The 16,454-nt window shown below is 68.9% G+C and carries 18 protein-coding genes and 1 tRNA gene; 2 read left to right on the forward strand and 17 right to left on the reverse strand.

From position 1 onward, the window contains the following. Positions 1–14 precede the first annotated feature (14 nt). From IEX13_RS06120 to serS, 13 genes are all read right to left on the reverse strand, one after another. Complete coding sequence (locus IEX13_RS06120; protein WP_188662234.1) at positions 15–623, reverse strand: hypothetical protein; 609 nt, start codon at positions 621–623, stop codon at positions 15–17. 16 nt (positions 624–639) lie between these two features. Beyond that, complete coding sequence (locus IEX13_RS06125) at positions 640–1,233, reverse strand: hypothetical protein (protein ID WP_188662235.1); 594 nt, start codon at positions 1,231–1,233, stop codon at positions 640–642. Then, complete coding sequence (locus IEX13_RS06130) at positions 1,217–1,609, reverse strand: hypothetical protein (RefSeq protein ID WP_188662238.1); 393 nt, start codon at positions 1,607–1,609, stop codon at positions 1,217–1,219. Before IEX13_RS06130 ends, IEX13_RS06125 begins: the two co-directional genes overlap by 17 nt. A 165-nt stretch (positions 1,610–1,774) precedes the next feature. Continuing rightward, on the reverse strand, positions 1,775–2,869 hold the full coding sequence (locus tag IEX13_RS06135; protein WP_188662240.1) for an AAA family ATPase: 1,095 nt from the start codon (positions 2,867–2,869) through the stop codon (positions 1,775–1,777). Further along, a complete protein-coding gene (locus IEX13_RS06140) occupies positions 2,866–3,375 on the reverse strand; it encodes a DNA primase (protein WP_188662242.1) in 510 nt (169 codons plus the stop codon). Before IEX13_RS06140 ends, IEX13_RS06135 begins: the two co-directional genes overlap by 4 nt. Before the next feature lie 4 nt (positions 3,376–3,379). Beyond that, positions 3,380–3,655: a hypothetical protein gene (locus tag IEX13_RS06145; protein ID WP_188662244.1), complete on the reverse strand. Its 276-nt coding sequence runs from the start codon at positions 3,653–3,655 to the stop codon at positions 3,380–3,382. Next, positions 3,652–3,936 carry a hypothetical protein gene (locus IEX13_RS06150; RefSeq protein WP_188662245.1) on the reverse strand — a complete coding sequence of 95 codons (285 nt, stop codon included), beginning with the start codon at positions 3,934–3,936 and terminating at the stop codon, positions 3,652–3,654. The genes IEX13_RS06145 and IEX13_RS06150 overlap by 4 nt, the downstream gene beginning before the upstream one ends. A gap of 174 nt (positions 3,937–4,110) precedes the next feature. Continuing rightward, entirely contained in the window at positions 4,111–4,320 is a 210-nt protein-coding gene (locus IEX13_RS06155; protein WP_188662247.1) for a DNA-binding protein, read from the reverse strand. Positions 4,321–4,419: 99 nt separating this feature from the next. Continuing rightward, the gene (locus tag IEX13_RS06160) at positions 4,420–4,752 is read right to left on the reverse strand and encodes a hypothetical protein (protein WP_188662249.1); all 333 of its coding nucleotides are present in this window, start codon (positions 4,750–4,752) and stop codon (positions 4,420–4,422) included. Between the two features lie 446 nt (positions 4,753–5,198). Beyond that, positions 5,199–6,245 (reverse strand): tyrosine-type recombinase/integrase, encoded by a 1,047-nt coding sequence (locus IEX13_RS06165; RefSeq protein WP_188662251.1) that lies wholly within the window; start codon positions 6,243–6,245, stop codon positions 5,199–5,201. A 70-nt stretch (positions 6,246–6,315) separates the two neighbouring features. Then, positions 6,316–6,405, reverse strand: a tRNA-Ser gene (locus IEX13_RS06170). A 22-nt stretch (positions 6,406–6,427) separates the two neighbouring features. Next, entirely contained in the window at positions 6,428–7,399 is a 972-nt protein-coding gene (locus IEX13_RS06175) for a LysR family transcriptional regulator (protein ID WP_188662253.1), read from the reverse strand. Further along, on the reverse strand, positions 7,396–8,676 hold the full coding sequence (serS, locus tag IEX13_RS06180; protein ID WP_188662256.1) for a serine--tRNA ligase: 1,281 nt from the start codon (positions 8,674–8,676) through the stop codon (positions 7,396–7,398). Before serS ends, IEX13_RS06175 begins: the two co-directional genes overlap by 4 nt. Before the next feature lie 253 nt (positions 8,677–8,929). Between serS and IEX13_RS06185 the strand changes: the two genes are divergently transcribed. Further along, positions 8,930–9,652: an RNA pseudouridine synthase gene (locus IEX13_RS06185; RefSeq protein WP_188662258.1), complete on the forward strand. Its 723-nt coding sequence runs from the start codon at positions 8,930–8,932 to the stop codon at positions 9,650–9,652. A gap of 7 nt (positions 9,653–9,659) precedes the next feature. On the opposite strand, the gene crcB is transcribed toward IEX13_RS06185, so the two are convergent. After that, a complete protein-coding gene (gene crcB / locus IEX13_RS06190) occupies positions 9,660–10,049 on the reverse strand; it encodes a fluoride efflux transporter CrcB (RefSeq protein ID WP_188662259.1) in 390 nt (129 codons plus the stop codon). Between the two features lie 58 nt (positions 10,050–10,107). Here crcB and IEX13_RS06195 point away from each other — a divergent pair, with 58 nt between their 5' ends. Continuing rightward, complete coding sequence (locus IEX13_RS06195; RefSeq protein ID WP_188662261.1) at positions 10,108–11,877, forward strand: M14 family metallopeptidase; 1,770 nt, start codon at positions 10,108–10,110, stop codon at positions 11,875–11,877. A gap of 6 nt (positions 11,878–11,883) precedes the next feature. Here IEX13_RS06195 and IEX13_RS06200 read toward each other — a convergent pair whose 3' ends face one another. The 3 genes from IEX13_RS06200 to IEX13_RS06210 all read right to left on the reverse strand — a co-directional run bounded on the left by IEX13_RS06200 (position 11,884) and on the right by IEX13_RS06210 (position 16,281). Then, entirely contained in the window at positions 11,884–13,152 is a 1,269-nt protein-coding gene (locus tag IEX13_RS06200) for a replication-associated recombination protein A (protein WP_188663045.1), read from the reverse strand. A gap of 95 nt (positions 13,153–13,247) precedes the next feature. Further along, positions 13,248–13,895 (reverse strand): outer membrane lipoprotein periplasmic chaperone LolA, encoded by a 648-nt coding sequence (gene lolA / locus IEX13_RS06205; protein WP_188662263.1) that lies wholly within the window; start codon positions 13,893–13,895, stop codon positions 13,248–13,250. A 103-nt stretch (positions 13,896–13,998) separates the two neighbouring features. Continuing rightward, complete coding sequence (locus IEX13_RS06210; protein ID WP_188662265.1) at positions 13,999–16,281, reverse strand: DNA translocase FtsK; 2,283 nt, start codon at positions 16,279–16,281, stop codon at positions 13,999–14,001. Positions 16,282–16,454: the final 173 nt, after the last annotated feature.

Below are 16,454 nucleotides of genomic sequence, written 5' to 3' on the forward strand. Positions count from 1 at the left end.
CGGGGCATCTCCTCTCAGGCGGCCTTCGGGCCCTTGAGCCCGCGGTCCAGGTCACCGCGCAGGGCGGCAATGCGGCGGCGGGCGTGGGCCAGTACGGTGGCGCGGGTGGCTTCGCTGCCGGGCAGGCACATGCCGGTCACCTGGTCAGACTTCACCGGCTCGGCGCTGCGCCCGCTCGCGTTGCTGCTCACCTCGTAAAGGCGAGCCTGCACGCTGGCGCCGATGTCCTCGGCCAATTGCTGGGCCTCAAGGAACCGGGTCATGGCCTTGGCGGCCAGGCCGGTCAGCTCCTCCAACTCGGTGAGCAGGCCCTCGGCCTCGTCCAGGCCGGCATAGAGCCGGGCCAAGGTGTCCTCGTCGCGTTCGCGCTCCCAGTCGACCTGCGCCTCGCGGGTTACCTGGTCGAGCACCTCGTCCTCGGCGCCCAGGGCGTTGAGCTCGACGATCACCTGCTGCAGCTCGGCGCGCTTGGCCTCGTCCCCCTTCAGCAGCACCTCACGGGCCAGTGTGCCGCGGCGTGCCGTCAGTTCCTGCCGACGCTTGGCCAGCTCCTCGCGGCGGGCTTTCGCCGCTTCCACGGCCTCCTGGGCGGTGCTGGGCGCCTTCGATTCTTCGGTCTGCATTGTCAAATCTCCTTGGTCAGATGTTGTGCGGGTCGTAATCAGGCTCGAACAGTGGCCGGCATGCCTTGGCTCTCAGGTCCGCGACGGTTCGTTCGTTCTCGGTCAGGCCCTCGCGGGGCAGATTCGGCAGCGACGGGGTGATGTCCGACGGGCGCGGCTCGGTGGGCGCGGCGCTCTCGGTGTTCCGCACAGGCCCGGCAAGCTGGGCGTATCCGAGCGGCTCCCGGTTTCCCGCCGGGTTCGACTCCAGGGGCACGGTGTAGCGTCCCTGCTCACCGCTGGGCGTTGCGTTGAGCGCGGGCCGCGGCGTCTCGGGGCCGACAGCACCCGCCACCAGCGATTCGAGTGTGGCGCCGCTGAGGGCGTGTTCGGTTCGGCCGAGCTTCGGAACGACGTACTCGCCAAGGCGCGCCACCAGCTCCAGCGCTCGTGCCGGATCCTTCGCCGCCACCTTCCGCAACAAACTCGGTATCTCCGTGGCGAACCCGTCGAGTGCCATCTGCAAAGCCTTCTTGAGCTCCGCGGGAACCTTGTTCTTGGAGCCCTTGGGCCGCCCGGGACCAGGGGCCGGCGGCGGCTTTCTGCTGGTTTTTTTAAGCGCAGCGGCCATGCTCAGTCCTCGTGGTTCCGGCGGGTGTCGGGCGGCGGGTGTCGGGCGGCGGGTTCCAGCCCGGCTCGACCTTCGCCTGTGGCGTCACGGTCCAGAGCACCGCGCCGGGCCGCCTGGCCTGGGCCACGTGCTCGGGCTTGGACTCCCCGGGGTACATGCGTGCACCGAGGAGCTGCTCGCGGGTCGCCGGCTTGCTGGCGTTCGCCTTTTCCAGTCGGGCTCGTTCGGCCTGGGCCTTGGCCTGCTGCGCCGCAGCCTTGCCCGTCTGCTCGACGGAATTAGTCACCCGAGCGCCGAATTGCTCGCGCGGGCCTGGGCGTTTCTGAGCGCTGCCCCGAGGGATCAGCGATTCGGGGGTGACGGGCTTGCGGTTCATGGCGTTCTCCTGGCTTGGTGTCGGTAATCGGTGTCGGCATTCGTCGGCTTTTTCTGTCGGCAGGCGTCGGCTTTCGTCGGCTCCGAGTGCCTCGGAGGTGTCGGCATTTGTCGGCTCTCCCCTTTAGGGGAGCCGACAGAAGCCGACGCTGACACTTGCCGACGGTCAAACGAGCCGAACATGGGGCATCTCCACGTGGATGGTCTTGCGTTCGATGAGCGACTTCTTGACGCGATCGAAGTCGCGGCGATCCGGGATGAACTCAGCACAGGCGTGCTTCCAGTCCTCGACGGTGACCAGGGCTCGTTCCCTCGGATGGCCTGCGCGTTCCAGGGTGTCGCCCTGCGTCCTGTAGAGCTTTCCCAGAGCATCGAGCGCTCGCTGCTGCCGCTGCCCAAGCCCGCGGCCTGAGGCTTCCGTCCCGCCCTCCGGAGCGTCTGCCGGCACCAGCACCGCGCTGGTCTGGAAGTCGCCGTCCTCGTCGCGCCAGGGCAGTTCGACCTGCTGGAGCTTGAAGTGCTGAGGCTCGGGCATCGGTGCATCCTTGGCCTTGGTGCAACGGAGCGTGACGTGCAGGCCATCCCGCTCTGCCAGGTACTCCCAATCGACCGCGCCGCGCAGTGCGCTGGAGCCGCGGGCTCGATCGTTGGCTCCGTGCCCGACGTGGTGCACCAGCAGCACCGACGCCCGCCAGTGGCTGCGCACCTCGTCCACCGCCTGTAGGAATGCGCCCATGTCCTGGGAGCTGTTCTCGTCGCCGCGGAATGCGCGGGCTACCGTGTCCACTACGATCAACACCGGATCGGCGCCGGCGATCTCACGCAACCCCTGAATGGCCTCTGCCAGGTCGCCGGATGCGTCGGGGTCCGTGAGCGTCACGGCACGTTCGGAGACGAACAGCGGCGCCGCGGCCAGATCCACCTGGTTGGCATTCGCCCAGGCTTTGAGGCGTCGGCGAACACCGTAGTGGCCCTCCCCGACAATCACGAACACCGGCCCGGAGTGAACCCGGTTGCCGTGCCAGGGGGTTCCGCTGCTCACGCAGCAGGCGATCTCGAAGGCGAAGAAGCTCTTGAACGACCCAGGGGCACCGTTGACCAGGCATACCGCGTCTTGCTCGAAGATGTTCCGGATCAGCCAGGCGAGCGGCTTCGGCTCGCTCAGCAGGTCCGCGGCCGGCGTGAACCGGATAAGCGCGCGAGGCTTTCGGGGCTCATCCCTCAGGAGCAGCATTTCGGCGCGCTGCTGGAGGTTGTTCATTTGGACACCACCAGCTGCGGCTTCGGGCGGTTGGTCGGGGCGAACTGTGGGCGCCACTTCGGGCTGTCGCGCAGCAGGCCGCGGGCGCTGTCGATTCGCTGGCGAGCCAGCTCCAGGCGGGCCAGGTCCTCGTCAGAGAGCGTGAGCCCCTGAGCCAGGTCGGCCGCTGCGATCGAAACGATGGTCGACTCCTCGGCCAGCACCTCAAGAGCGGCGCCCCACTGCGTGAGTCGGGCCATCCGTTGCGCCATGCGCCGGGCTTCCGGGGTCTGAGCGGCCAGGCGCTCCGGGAACAGGTCGGCGAGCGTCAGGCCGACGGCCTGGATCACCGCCGCGGCATCGCAGCCGCCGAAGCAGTGGAGCAGTACGCGCCCCTCGTCGGCTTCGCTGATACTCAGCTTCCGAGACCGGCCCTCACACGCGGGGCAACGTGCGCGCCACCCTCCGCCGGAGCGCTGTACACCATCCAATCGGTCGAGAACATGCTGGATTCTGTCGATGCTCATCGGGTCAGGGCCTCTGGGCGTCCGGCGATGATTCCGTGTTCCGGCGGTCAGCTTCCTGACTTTCTTCAGCCTCCCGAACCAGCGCCAGCCGCAGCTTCATCAGCGAGGCGGTGAGCCCGCCCAGCTCGCGCAGCGCGGCGTCGACGTCCGTTACGGTCGGCGCCGTGTGGATGGCATCCAGGCGCTCGTGGAGCACGTCGGCGATGGTTGGCAGGGGCGCGACCAGTTCGGCCGGCGTGGGCCCGTAGAGCTGGGCGTGCAGGCGGGCGGCGGCGTTCAATGGATGCCCCGCTTGGGGCGATTCGCCATGGCCTCGGCGGTGTGCGCGTGGAGCCAGCGCTCAGCACCCTGCACACCCCGGGCCAGGCGCCCGATCTTGGAAAGCTGTGCCTCGTCCGGGACGCGCGGCGCCTGTTGGGTTACCTGCCGGCCGGCGTCACCGAGTAGCAGCAGCGTGCCCCCCAGTGCCCGTGTGACGGCGCCCAGCGGCTCGAGCCCATCCTTGGCAGCTTCCTGCAGGGCGTCAGCCACAAGCCATCCGAAATCCGCGGCGGGCTTCATGCCGCTACCCCTTGCGGACCCCGTGCCGGCGGCTGCCACGCCGGGCCCAGGAGGGTGGCGATAGCAGCCAGGTCGCGGGCATTCAGCGGCCGTGAGCGGGTGCGCATCTGGTGCTCGGGATTCCAGAGCGGTGCCCGCGGCAGCTGCGAAACGTGCGGTTCAAGGCTGGCCATATCAGGCAGCCCGAGCCTGGCAGCCGGCAAGCTGCTGCAGCCAGGCAGCTGCCTTCTCTCGATCAAGAAAAACCGAGCGGCCGATGCGGATCAGAGCGCCGGACGACGCGAGGCCGTTTTCCTGCGCGCGGTGGATCCACCAGCGCCATTGGGCCTCAGTGGTGCCCGTGTCCTGGGCGATCTGCGAAACTCGAGAAAGGGTCGGAAGCATGGGGTGTGGTCTCCGTTATTGGGCGTGTGCCCGCAATCGAGACCAACAATGGCAATCCCCTGCACGAAAATCAGGGCCCAAAAAACCCCTACGGTCGATCTAGGGCTTATTACCAGAGATCTTGGGTTTGCCCTTTCGAACCTGCCGGCTTCCCGGAGAATCACCCGTCAGAAAGTGACCTTCTGCCTCCTTCGCGAGCTTCGCCTCATCGGAGAGCAGTCGCTTGTGCTTCTTCTCAATGCCGCTGCCCACAACACCCAGCTTCTTGGCTAGCTCAGCTCGCGCCTCGTCAATGGAGATCGGCTTGCCGCGCAGCCCGGCATTGAGCCGCAGCAGGTGGATCGAAGCATCGATCTGCAGCTTCTCAAGGAGCGCGCGCGCGGACTTTCCGGGTGGACGGCCAGGCTTTCCGCCGGTCTTCTTGTAAGGCATGCGCGCACCTCCGCGCCCTTCAAAGGGAGCCACGGCAACAGCGGAAGGTGCGCTGCTTTCGGCTGGCCGGCCTAGCCGTGGCGGTTCGATTGTGTCAGGCGACGGGCATCGATGGATCGCGCCGCGGCACCAAGATCACGGGGCCCCGCTGGTTGCGGTCGCAGGGTTCGAATCTGGTGTCGCATGTGCATGGGACGTTGGTGCAGCCATTGTTGTCCCTGCACCAATCGCGGATGGCGTGCATGTGCTCGATGCCGCGCATCGCCCAGGCGATGAAGTCCGGGTGTGAGGGATCGGGGTCACGCATTATTTCCCTGCCCGGGAAGGGAATGATCGTGGCGCTGGAAGCGCCCTCGGGGATTACAATCCTGCCGGCCATCGTTCGTTCTCCTAGAACGGGTGGTGGTAGGCCGCCCGGGTGCTGAACCCACCCGGGCCGGCCGCTTTCAGCCGAGGAACTTCTCGGCCATTCGGTCAACGGCAGCGGTGGTGTGCTGCTCGCTTAGGTGGCTGTATCGCTTCACCATCGCCAGGGTCTTGTGGCCCAGGATGGCGGCAATGTCCATCAGGGAAGCCCCCGACATCGCCAGATAGCTGGCCGCGCTGTGCCGCAGGTCGTGGAAGCGGAAATCGGTCAGGCCGGCCTCTGCCCTCGCCTCCCGCCACGGCTTGTCGACCTGGTCCTTGGACAGGGGAAACACCGGACCCACCGGCAGGCGCCCTTTGCGCCACTCCCGCAGGACGTCGACCGCGGTCTGCGCCAGGGGCACGGTCCGGTTCTCGCCGTTCTTGGTGTCCACAAAGCGCACGGTGCGGCGCTCGAGGTTCACGTTCGCCCACTCCAGCGAGGCGAGCTCCCCCTTCCGCGCGCCGGTGGCCAGCGCCAGGCGCACCAGCGGGCCCAGGGCGTCGAGTGCGGACTTGTCGCAGGCCTGCAGCAGCCGGACGCGCTCGGCATCGCTCAGGAACCGCTCGCGCCCCTTGGAGTCCTCCAGGCGGGAGACGTTCGCCACCGGGTTCTTGTTGAGCCAGCCGTATTCCTTCGACGCCACGCGCAGGACGGCGCTAAGGGCCGTCAGGTGCCGATTGACGGTGGCGCCGCTGATCGGTCGCTTCGCCTTGTTAGTGCGCTTGGCGAGCTCGTCGCGGGCCTCGGCCACCACCGCAGGGGTAAGGCCAGCCAGCGCACGGTGGCCCAGCAGGTCGCGCCACACGGCCAGCAGCCTGGCTTGCTCCGATGCGTTCTTCCGATGCTTGGACCGCGGCAGGGTCACTTCGAGATAGCGGTCGATCGCCTCGGCCACGGTGCGCTTGCGAGCCTCGCTCGATGCCAGCTGCTCGCCGGCGAAGACCTTGGCCTCCTGCTCGGTGGCCCATTCCTGGGCGGCCTTCTTCGTCTCGAAGGACTTGGTGAGCTGGGGCTGGCCCAGGCGGCGCACGCGCACCCGCCAGGTGGTGCCGCCCTTGCCGGATCGCTTTTCGATGGTGGCCATTCGTTGTCCCAAAACGAATGGCCATTTGGGCACAGGCTCAGGCCCGTTGCAAGCCTGAAAGCCTTGTAGATGGCGGAAGAGGTGGGATTCGAACCCACGGACGGTTTGACCCGTCGCCGGTTTTCAAGACCGGTGCCTTAAACCGCTCGGCCACTCTTCCGTAAAAACTCGCGCGTTCGCGGCTACGGAGCCGCGGCGCCCTTTTCGCAGGGCACGCCGCCGGGCGTGCCGCACTTGAGCTTGCTGTCCTGGATCTTCGCCGGCAAGTGTTCGGCCAGGAAGTCGATGAACACCCGCACCGCCGGCAGCAGGCCGCGGCGCGAAGGATACATGGCGTGGCAGATGCCCTGGGGCAGGCTCCACTGCGGCAGCACGACCTCGAGTTCGCCCTGGCGGATCGCCTCGGCGCAGCTGAGTTCGGGCAGCAGCACCACGCCCAGGCCGTCGCGCGCGGCGGCCAGCAGCAGCGGGAAGTCCTGCGCCATCAGCGCCGGCGTCAGCTCCACGCGCTGCACCTGCCCTTCGGGGCCGTGCAGGGTCCAGCGCTGGCGGGCGTCGTCGTCGCTCATCGACAGCGTGGTGTGGCCGGCCAGGTCGGCGGGCACCTGCGGGCGACCGATGCGGTCGAGGTAGCGCGGGCTGGCGACCAGAAGTTCGCGCAGCTGGCCGAAGCTTCGGGCCACCATCTCGCCGTCGTCGTTGAGCTGCGACCGCACCCGCAGCGCCACGTCGAAACCTTCCTGGATGACGTCCACCCGGCGGTTGCTGACGTGCAGCTGGATGCGCACCTGTGGGTGGGTCTTCATGAAGGTGGGCAGCAGCGGCGCCAGCAGTTCCTGGGCCAGGGCCACCGGGCAGCTGACCTTGATGGTGCCGCGCGGGGCGGCCGACACCCGGTCGACCGCCTCGCGCGCCGCCTGGGCCTCGGCCAGCATGGTCTGGGCGTGGCGGTAGACGCTCTGGCCGACCTCGGTGACCGCGAACTTGCGGGTCGAACGCTGCAACAGCCGAACGCCCAGTTCGTTTTCCAGCTGGGCGATGCGGCGGCTCAGGCGCGACTTGGGCACGCCCAGGGCGCGCTCGGCCGCGGCGAAGCCGCCGTGTTCGACCACCATCGCGTAGAACTGCAGGTCGTTGAGGTCGGGGTGGTTCATCCGATGCGCTCCAGGTTGCCCATGTAGGGCCGCAGCGCGGCCGGCACTTCGATACTGCCGTCGGCCTGCTGGTAGTTTTCCATCACCGCGATCAGGGCGCGGCCAACGGCCACGCCGGAACCATTGAGGGTGTGCACCGGCTCGGGCTTGCCCGTGGCCGGGTTGCGCCAGCGCGCCTGCATGCGCCGGGCCTGGAAGTCGCCGCAGTTCGAGCAGCTGCTGATCTCGCGGTACGTGTCCTGGCTGGGCAGCCAGACTTCCAGGTCGTAGGTCTTGACGGCCGAAAAGCCCATGTCGCCGGTGCACAGCAGCACCTTGCGGTAAGGCAGGCCCAGCTTTTGCAGCACGGCTTCGGCGCAACCGGTCATGCGCTCGTGTTCGGCGGCCGACTCTTCCGGGCGCGCGATCGACACCAGCTCGACCTTCTCGAACTGGTGCTGGCGGATCATGCCGCGGGTGTCGCGGCCATGGCTGCCGGCTTCGGCGCGGAAGCACATGGAATGCGCGGTCATCCGCAGCGGCAGGTCGGCGTCCTCGACGATGCTGTCGCGCACGATGTTGGTCAGCGGCACTTCGCTGGTCGGGATCAGGTAGCGGCGGTCGTCACCCAGGTCGGTGGCGAACAGGTCGTCTTCGAACTTCGGCAGCTGGCCGGTGCCGCGCAGGCTGTCGGCGTTGACGATCAGCGGCACGTTGGTTTCCTGGTAGCCGTGTTCGCCGGCGTGCAGGTCCAGCATGAACTGGGCCAGGGCCCGGTGCAGCCGCGCCAGCGGGCCGCGCAGCACGGTGAATCGCGCCCCGCTGAGCTTGGCGGCGGTGTCGCCGTCGAGCCAGCCGTCGCGGGCGCCCAGCTCGACGTGGTCCTTCACGGCGAATTCGAAGGCGCGCGGCGTGCCCCAGCGAAGCACTTCGAGGTTGTCCCTTTCGTCGGCGCCGGCCGGCACGCTGGCGTCGGGCAGGTTCGGAATGGCCAGGGCAATGGCCTCGAGCCCGGCACGCAGTTGATCCAGGCGGGCTTCGGAGGCCTTGAGTTCGTCGGCGATGCCGGCGACCTCGGCCATCAGCGGGGCCGCGTCTTCGCCCTTGGCCTTGGCCTGGCCGATGGCCTTGGAACGGGTGTTGCGCAGGTTCTGCAGTTCCTGCGTGCGGCCCTGGATGGCCTTGCGCTCGGCCTCGAGGCCCTCGAACGCGGCCACGTCGAGGTCGAAACCCCGGGTCTGCTTCAGGCGCGCAGCGGTGTCGGCGAGATGGCCACGCAGCAGGTTCGGGTCGAGCATGGGGTCATTCCATAAATGAAACAGGCCGGTGCATTATCGCGCCGCGCCGGACACCCGTGCAACGAAAATCATGGCGATTCCGGCGCCGTGGGCGCATGCTGTCGCCCGCCGGGCCGCGCATCCGCGCGGCGGCATGACGGAGCACCCCCATGGCCAAGGGCCTGAACCAGAAAAAGAACGAAAAGAAGAAGCCGGAGAAAACCCCGAAGGAAAAGCGCGCGGAAAAGGACCTCAAGAAGGCCGCCCGCAAGTCATGACCGATCCGGTCCGCCTGGCACGCCGCGTGGTCGAGATCACCGGCTGCACGCGCAGCGAGGCCGAACGTTACGTGCAGGGCGGCTGGGTGACCGTGGACGGCGTCGTGGTCGAGGCGCCGCAACATCCGGTCACCGTCGAAAACGTGGCCCTGCTGCCCGACGCCCGGCCCGACCCGGCCGAGCCGGCGACGATGCTGCTGCACAAGCCGGCCGGCCACGACCCGGGCCCGGGCGCGAACCCGGCCGAGGCCCTGCTGGTGCCCGCGAACCGCTGGGCCCAGGACCCGTCCGGCTGGCGCCTGCTGCAGCGCCACTTCCCGCGCCTGCAGCCGGCGATGCCCTTGCCGGCGGAAGCCAGCGGCCTGATGGTCTTCAGCCAGGACGGCCGCGTGCTGCAGAAGCTAAAGCAGGACGGCGAACGCATCGAACAGGAGTTCAACGTCGAGGTCGAAGGCGAACTGGCCCCCTACGGCTGGAAACGCCTCACCGGCGGCACCAGCTTCCAGGGCTGGCCGGTGGCGCCGTTCCGGGTCAGCTGGCAGAGCGAACAGCGCCTGCGCTTCGCCATCAAGGGCGTGCGCCCGGGCCTGCTTGAATACCTGTGCGCCGAGGTGGGCCTGAAGGCCACCGCCGTGCATCGCCTGCGCATCGGCCGCGTCGGCCTGTCGAAGATGCCGGCCGGGCAGTGGCGCTACCTGCCGGTGCTCGAACGCTTCTGATCGGAACTCAGACCGGCCGCAGCCACGTGGCCAGGCGCGCGCCGGCCCAGACCAGGGCCAGGCCGCCGACCAGGGTGATCGCCAGGTAGCCCAGCATCACGCCGGGTTTGGCCGTGCGCGCATACAGAAGGCATTCGAGCATCAGCGCCGAATAGGTGGTCAGGCCGCCGAGCACGCCGACCACCAGGAAGGCGCGCGCATAGGCCGCGCCCGGCCCGCGCCCTTCCAGCCATATCAACAGGAAGCCCGCGGCCAGGCTGCCCAGCAGGTTCACCGCCAGCGTGCCCCAGGGCAGGCCGTCGCCGATCTGGCGCAGCAGCCAGGCGCCGATGAGATGGCGGCCACCGGCGCCGAGTGCGCCACCGGCCATCACCAGCCAGAGCAGGGTCCAGTTCATGGGCCAAGGTTAATCGAATCCAGGCCGCGGAAGCTTGTACGCTTCAGGCTTCCGCCGCTTGCCCCGGACCGCCATGCGCCTTTTCGCCACCGTGCTGCTGCTCACCACCCTGCCCGCCCTCGCCGCGCCGCCGCTGACGACGGTGGCCGAAGAATCGGGCTTCACCCGCACAGGCCGCTACGCGGAAGTTCAAGCGCTGTGCGAAGCCTTCGCCGCCCGCTACCCGACGGCGGTGCGCTGCTTCGACTTCGGCACCACGCCCCAGGGCCGGCCGATGAAGGCGCTGGTGGCGTCCACCTCGGGCGCGCTCGACCCGCTGGCCGCGCGCCGCGAAGGGCTGCCGGTGGTGCTTGTGCAGGGCGGCATCCACGCCGGCGAGATCGACGGCAAGGACGCCGGCTTCCTGGCCCTGCGCGAACTGCTCGAAGGCGAGGCGGCGCCGGGGGCGCTGGACAAACAGGTGCTGCTGTTCGTGCCGGTGTTCAACGTCGACGGCCACGAACGCTTCAGCGCCTGGAACCGCCCCAACCAGCGCGGTCCGGTCGAAATGGGCTGGCGCACGACGGCGCAGAACCTCAACCTCAACCGCGACTACCTCAAGGCCGAGGCGCCGGAAATGCAGGCCATGCTGGCCCTGGTGAACGCCTGGGACCCGCTGGCGGTGGTGGACCTGCACGCCACCAACGGCGCCCAGTTCGAACACGACATCGCGATCATGGTCGAACCGCTCTACGCCGGCGACCCGGCCCTGCAGGCCATTGGCCGCCAGTGGCGGGACGCCGTCATCGCCGACCTGGCCGGACAGGGCTCGCTGCCGCTGCCCTTCTACCCGTCCTTCGTGGTCTACGACGACCCGGCCTCGGGGTTCACCGACTCGGTGGCGCCGCCGCGTTTTTCCACCGGCTACTTCTGGATGCGCAACCGCCTGGGCATGCTGGTGGAAACCCACTCCTGGCGCACCTACCCCGAACGCGTGCGCAGCACCCGCAACACGGTGGTGTCGGTGATCGAACAGATCGCCGAACACGGGCAGGACTGGTTACGCGCCGCGCGCGACGCCGACGTCGCCGCCAGCCAGCCCGACCCCACCCCGGCACCGCTGTCCTTCGCCGCCAGCGACAAGCTGCGCACCATCGACTTCCGCGGTTACGCCTACACCCGCGAACCCTCGGACGTCTCCGGCGCGCTGATGACCCGCTACGACGAATCCACGCCGCAGGTCTGGCAGGTGCCCCTGCGCGACGACGTGCAGCCGGCGATCACCGTGCCGCGGCCCGGCGCGGGTTACCTGGTGCCGGCCGAACATGCGGCACGGGTGGCCGCCAAGCTGCGCCTGCATGACCTGGTCTTCCATGAACTCCCGGGGCTGGCGGAAACCCAGGTGCAGTCCTTCCGCGCCGCCAGCAAGACGTTCGGCGCCACACCGCTGGAAGGCCGGCAGACGCTGGCGGTCACCGGCGAATGGGCCGGCGAGCGCGTGGCGCTGGGCAAGGGTGCCCTGTACGTCCCGATCCGCCAGCCGCGCTCGCGCCTGGTGATGGCGCTGCTGGAACCGCGGGCGCCCGACTCCCTGCTGGCCTGGGGCTGGTTCAACAACCACTTCGAAGCCAAGGAATACATGGAGGCCTACGTGGCCGAAGACGTGGCGCGGGAGATGCTGGCCAAAGACCCGGCGCTCCGCGAGGCTTTCCGGAAGCGCCTGGCCGAAGACGCTGCCTTCGCCGCCAGCCCGGCGGCGCGGCTGGACTTCTTCTACCGCCGGCACCCGTCCTACGACCAGGCCCTGGACCGCTACCCGGTGCTGCGCGTGGACAGCGACCCGCGCTGAACCGGCTCAGCCCTTGCGCGCTGCCTCGCGGTCGGCGCGCAGGCGGTCGAGCTTTTCCTTGAGCTTGATTTCCAGGCCCCGTTCGACCGGCTGGTAATAGACGCGCTCGCCCATGGCGTCCGGGAAGGCGGTCTGGCCCAGCGCGATGCCCTCGGGCGCGTCGTGGTCGTACTGGTAGCCGCTGCCGTAACCCAAGGATTTCATCAGCTTGGTCGGCGCGTTGCGCAGGTGCAGCGGCACGTCCTGGGTGCCGGTTTCGCGAACGTCGGACTGCGCCGCCTTGAAGGCCACGTAGCCGGCGTTGGACTTGGCGGTGCTGGCCAGGTAGATCACCGCCTGCGCCAGCGCCAGGTCGCCTTCGGGGCTGCCCAGGCGATCGTAGGTGTCCCAGGCCTCCACGCAGATCTGCAGGCCGCGCGGGTCGGCCAGGCCGATGTCCTCGACCGCCATGCGGGTGATGCGCCGGGCCAGGTAGCCCGGGTCGCAGCCGCCGTCGAGCATGCGCGCAAACCAGTAAAGCGCCGCGTCCGGGTTCGAGCTGCGCACCGATTTGTGCAGGGCCGAGATCTGGTCGTAGAACTGCTCGCCGCCCTTGTCGAAGCGCCGGGTGCGGTCGGCCAGCACCTGGGCCAGCGTGGTTTCGGTGATGTGGCCGCCCTCGTCGGCGGCCAGCTCGGCGGCGATTTCCAGCAAGGTCAGCGCCCGGCGCACGTCGCCGTCGGCGGCGCCGGCGATGTCGCGCAGGCGCGCCTGGTCCACCGCGATGCCCTGCCCGCCCAGGCCGCGCGTCTCGTCCTGTAGGGCGCGATGCAGGGCGGCGACGATGTCGTCCACCGACACGGCTTCGAGCACGTGCACCCGGCAGCGCGATAGCAGCGCCGAATTGAGCTCGAAGCTGGGGTTTTCCGTGGTGGCGCCGACGAACAGGATGCTGCCGCGTTCGATGTGCGGCAGGAAGGCGTCCTGCTGGGTCTTGTTGAAGCGGTGCACCTCGTCCACGAACAGCACCGTGCGCCGGCCTTCGTTGAAGCGCGTCTCGGCGGCCGCCAGCACTTCGCGCACCTGCGGCAGGCCCGAGAGCACCGCCGAAATGGCGACGAACTCGGCCTCGGCGTATCGCGCCAGCAGCAGGGCCAGCGTGGTCTTGCCGCAGCCCGGCGGGCCCCAGAGGATCATCGAATGCACGCGCCCCGATTCCACCGCGCGGCGCAGCGCCGAACCCGGCGCCAGCAGCCGGCGCTGGCCGACCATGTCGTCCAGGCTGGCCGGACGCATGCGCTCGGCCAGGGGCTTGAGGCCCTCGGGCGGTGCGAACAGCGGGGCGGACGGGGAGGCTTTTCGGCTCACGGGCTCAGTTTAGCCCCGTTCCCTCAATCGGCCAGCGGCATCACTTCGGCGGCCTGGGCCATTTCGCCCACCACTTCGGTGCCCGGCGGCGGCGTGAAGGCGAAGGTGCCGGCATCGAAGTCCGGGTTGCGCTGCCAGCCGCTGAAACGCACCTCGGTGCGCTGGCCCAGGCCGTCGCTCATCTCCATCACCACCAGGCCATTGGCGTCGAAGCCCAGGCGGGCGCTTTCGAACGGGGACTCCTCGGGCTTGCGCGGGGTCAGCGCCAGCCAGGACATGCCGTCGGACTGCACGCCCTCGACCACCTCGAACTGGCGGTCGAGCTCGCTCGGGTCCACCAGCACCGACAGCGGGCTGCCCTGCTCTTCGAGGCTCTGGATGCGCACGGTCACCTGTTCCAGGTCCGGGTCGTGGATCCAGACGTGGGTGCCGTCGGCGACGATCACCTGCGGGAAGGGCTGCACCACTTCCCAGCGGAACTCACGCGGCGCACGCAGCTTGAGCGTGCCGCTGGACGACTCCAGCAGTTCGCCATCGGGGGCATGCACGCGCTGCTCGAAATCCGCCGCCATGCCCGTCATGCCGGCACCGAAGGCGTCTAGCTGGTCGCGCGCACCGGCGTGGGCCAGGGGCGCGGCAAGGGCAAGCAGGAAGAGAACGAACAGGCGCATCGAAGTGACCTCGGTTTGCTTTGGTGGCCAGTGTGTCGCGGCTTGCCTGAACGGCGCTTGCGGCGCTTGAACGGTGGCTTAAACCATCCGGCCGGAAGCCGCTTCAGCGCGGCGGGGGCGGGGCGATCACCTGGCGGTCGCCGTTGTGTTCGGGCGGGGTGACGATGCCGGCGGCTTCCATGGCTTCGATCAGGCGGGCCGCGCGGTTGTAGCCGATCTTCAGCCGCCGCTGCACGCCCGAGATGGACGCGCGCCGGGTTTCGGTGACCACCCTCACCGCCTCGTCGTACAGCGGGTCGGACTCGTCGCCGGCCGCGCCGGACTCGGGCAGGCCGGTCGGGCCGATCACCACGCCGTCGCCCATGGACTGCACTTCCTCCAGCACGCCCTCGATGTAGTCCGGGCCCTTGCTGTTCTGGCGCAGGTGCGCGACCACGCGGTGCACTTCCTCGTCGCTGACGAAGGCGCCGTGCACGCGTTCGGGCATAGCGGTGCCCGGCGGCAGGTAGAGCATGTCGCCGTTGCCGAGCAGGGTCTCCGCGCCGGACTGGTCGAGAATCGTGCGCGAGTCGATCTTGGAGCTGACCTGGAAGGCGATGCGGGTCGGGATGTTGGCCTTGATCAGGCCGGTGATCACGTCCACCGACGGGCGCTGGGTGGCCAGGATCAGGTGGATGCCGGCGGCGCGGGCTTTCTGCGCCAGGCGGGCGATCAGTTCTTCGACCTTCTTGCCGACGATCATCATCATGTCGGCGAATTCGTCGATGAACACGACAATGTAGGGCAGCGCCTCGAGCGGGCGCGGCACTTCGTCCAGGTCCGGGTTGGGCCGGAACAGCGGGTCCATCAGCGGCTGGCCGGCGTCCTGGGCGTCCTTGACCTTGCGGTTGAAGCCGGCCAGGTTGCGCACGCCGACGGCGCTCATCAGCTTGTAGCGGCGCTCCATCTCGGCCACGCACCAGCGCAGGCCGTTGGCGGCCTCCTTCATGTCGGTGACCACCGGCGCCAGCAGGTGCGGGATGTTCTGGTAGACCGACAGTTCCAGCATCTTCGGGTCGATCATCAGCATGCGCACGTCCTTGGCGCTGGCCTTGTACAGCAGGCTCAGCACCATGGCGTTCACGCCCACCGACTTGCCCGAGCCGGTGGTGCCGGCGACCAGCAGGTGCGGCATGCGGGCCAGGTCCACCACCACCGGGCGGCCGGCGATGTCCTTGCCCAGCGCCATCGCCAGCGGCGAGGCCAGCTTGTCGTATTCCTTCGAGCGCAGGATCTCGCTGAGGTAGATCATCTCGCGGTGGCTGTTGGGGATTTCCAGGCCCACCACCGACTTGCCGGGGATGACGTCCACCACGCGCACCGACTTCACGCTCAGGCCGCGGGCGATGTCCTTGTCGAGCGAACTGATCTGGCTGCCCTTCACGCCCGGTGCCGGCTCCATCTCGAAGCGGGTGATCACCGGGCCCGGATAGGCACCGACCACCTGCACCTCGACCCGGAAGTCCTTGAGCTTGAACTCGATCTGCCGCGACAGGGTTTCCAGGGTTTCTTCCGAGTAGCCCTTGGGCTGTTCCTTGGGGTCGTCGAGCAGCGACAGCGGCGGCAGGCCCTCGCCGCCGCCGACGTTGAACAGCGGGATCTGCTGCTCGCGCTGGGCGCGTTCGGATTTTTCGATGACGGGCTTGGCTGGCGGCTCGATGCGCACCGGCTCGCGCTTGGCGCGCTTGGCCGAATCGACCTTGCGCACTTCCTCGCGCTCTTCGCGCAGGGCGCGGGCACGCTGCCATTCGGCGGCCTGGCGGGTGCGCTTGCCCAGGCGTTCGTACAGGGCCAGCACCTTGCCGCCGATCCAGTCCATCAGGGCGAACCAGCTGAGCCCCGTGGCCAGGGTGACCGACATCAGCACGACCGAGACCAGGAACAGGTTGCCGCCCATGCCGCCGAACACCCGGCGCATCGAGGTGCCGACCAGCTGGCCCAGGATGCCGCCGGAACCTTCGGGCAGGTCGGGTGCGGGGCCGCCGAGGATGTGGGCCAGGCCGCAGGCCGAGACCAGGAAGCCGACGATGCCGACCAGGCGCAGCGCGGGACCGAAATCGACCCGGCCGTCGCCGTCGGAGTCGAGCCCGAACAGCGCGATCCAGGCGACGCCGCCCAGCACCAGCGGCACCGTGTAGGCGACATAGCCGAAGAACCAGAAGGCCAGGTCGGCCAGGTGGGCGCCGACGACGCCACCGACATTGTGCAGCGGGCCGGCCACCGAACCGGTGCGCGACAGGCCCGGGTCGTCGGTGTGGTAACTGAGCAGGCTCGCCAGCAGATAGAGCAGCAGCGGCGAGAGAGCGACCAGCGCGAGTTCGCGCCAGAGTTTCTGGCGGCGGTCCATGCCGGCGTTGGTGCTTCGATCTGGAGTGCGCGCCACCGAGAGAAAATGCCTCAGAAGGTCGTTATAGCTGGCTGTTTATACAGCAGTTTGCGATTTCGCGCCCACTGCCCCCCGGGCAGACCCCGGAACGCTGAGGTCCGGGGGTTCGCCTTGATTTGCCTGGCCGCGGCCTA

It is taken from the genome of Arenimonas soli (assembly GCF_014643775.1).
GTDB lineage: Bacteria > Pseudomonadota > Gammaproteobacteria > Xanthomonadales > Xanthomonadaceae > Arenimonas > Arenimonas soli.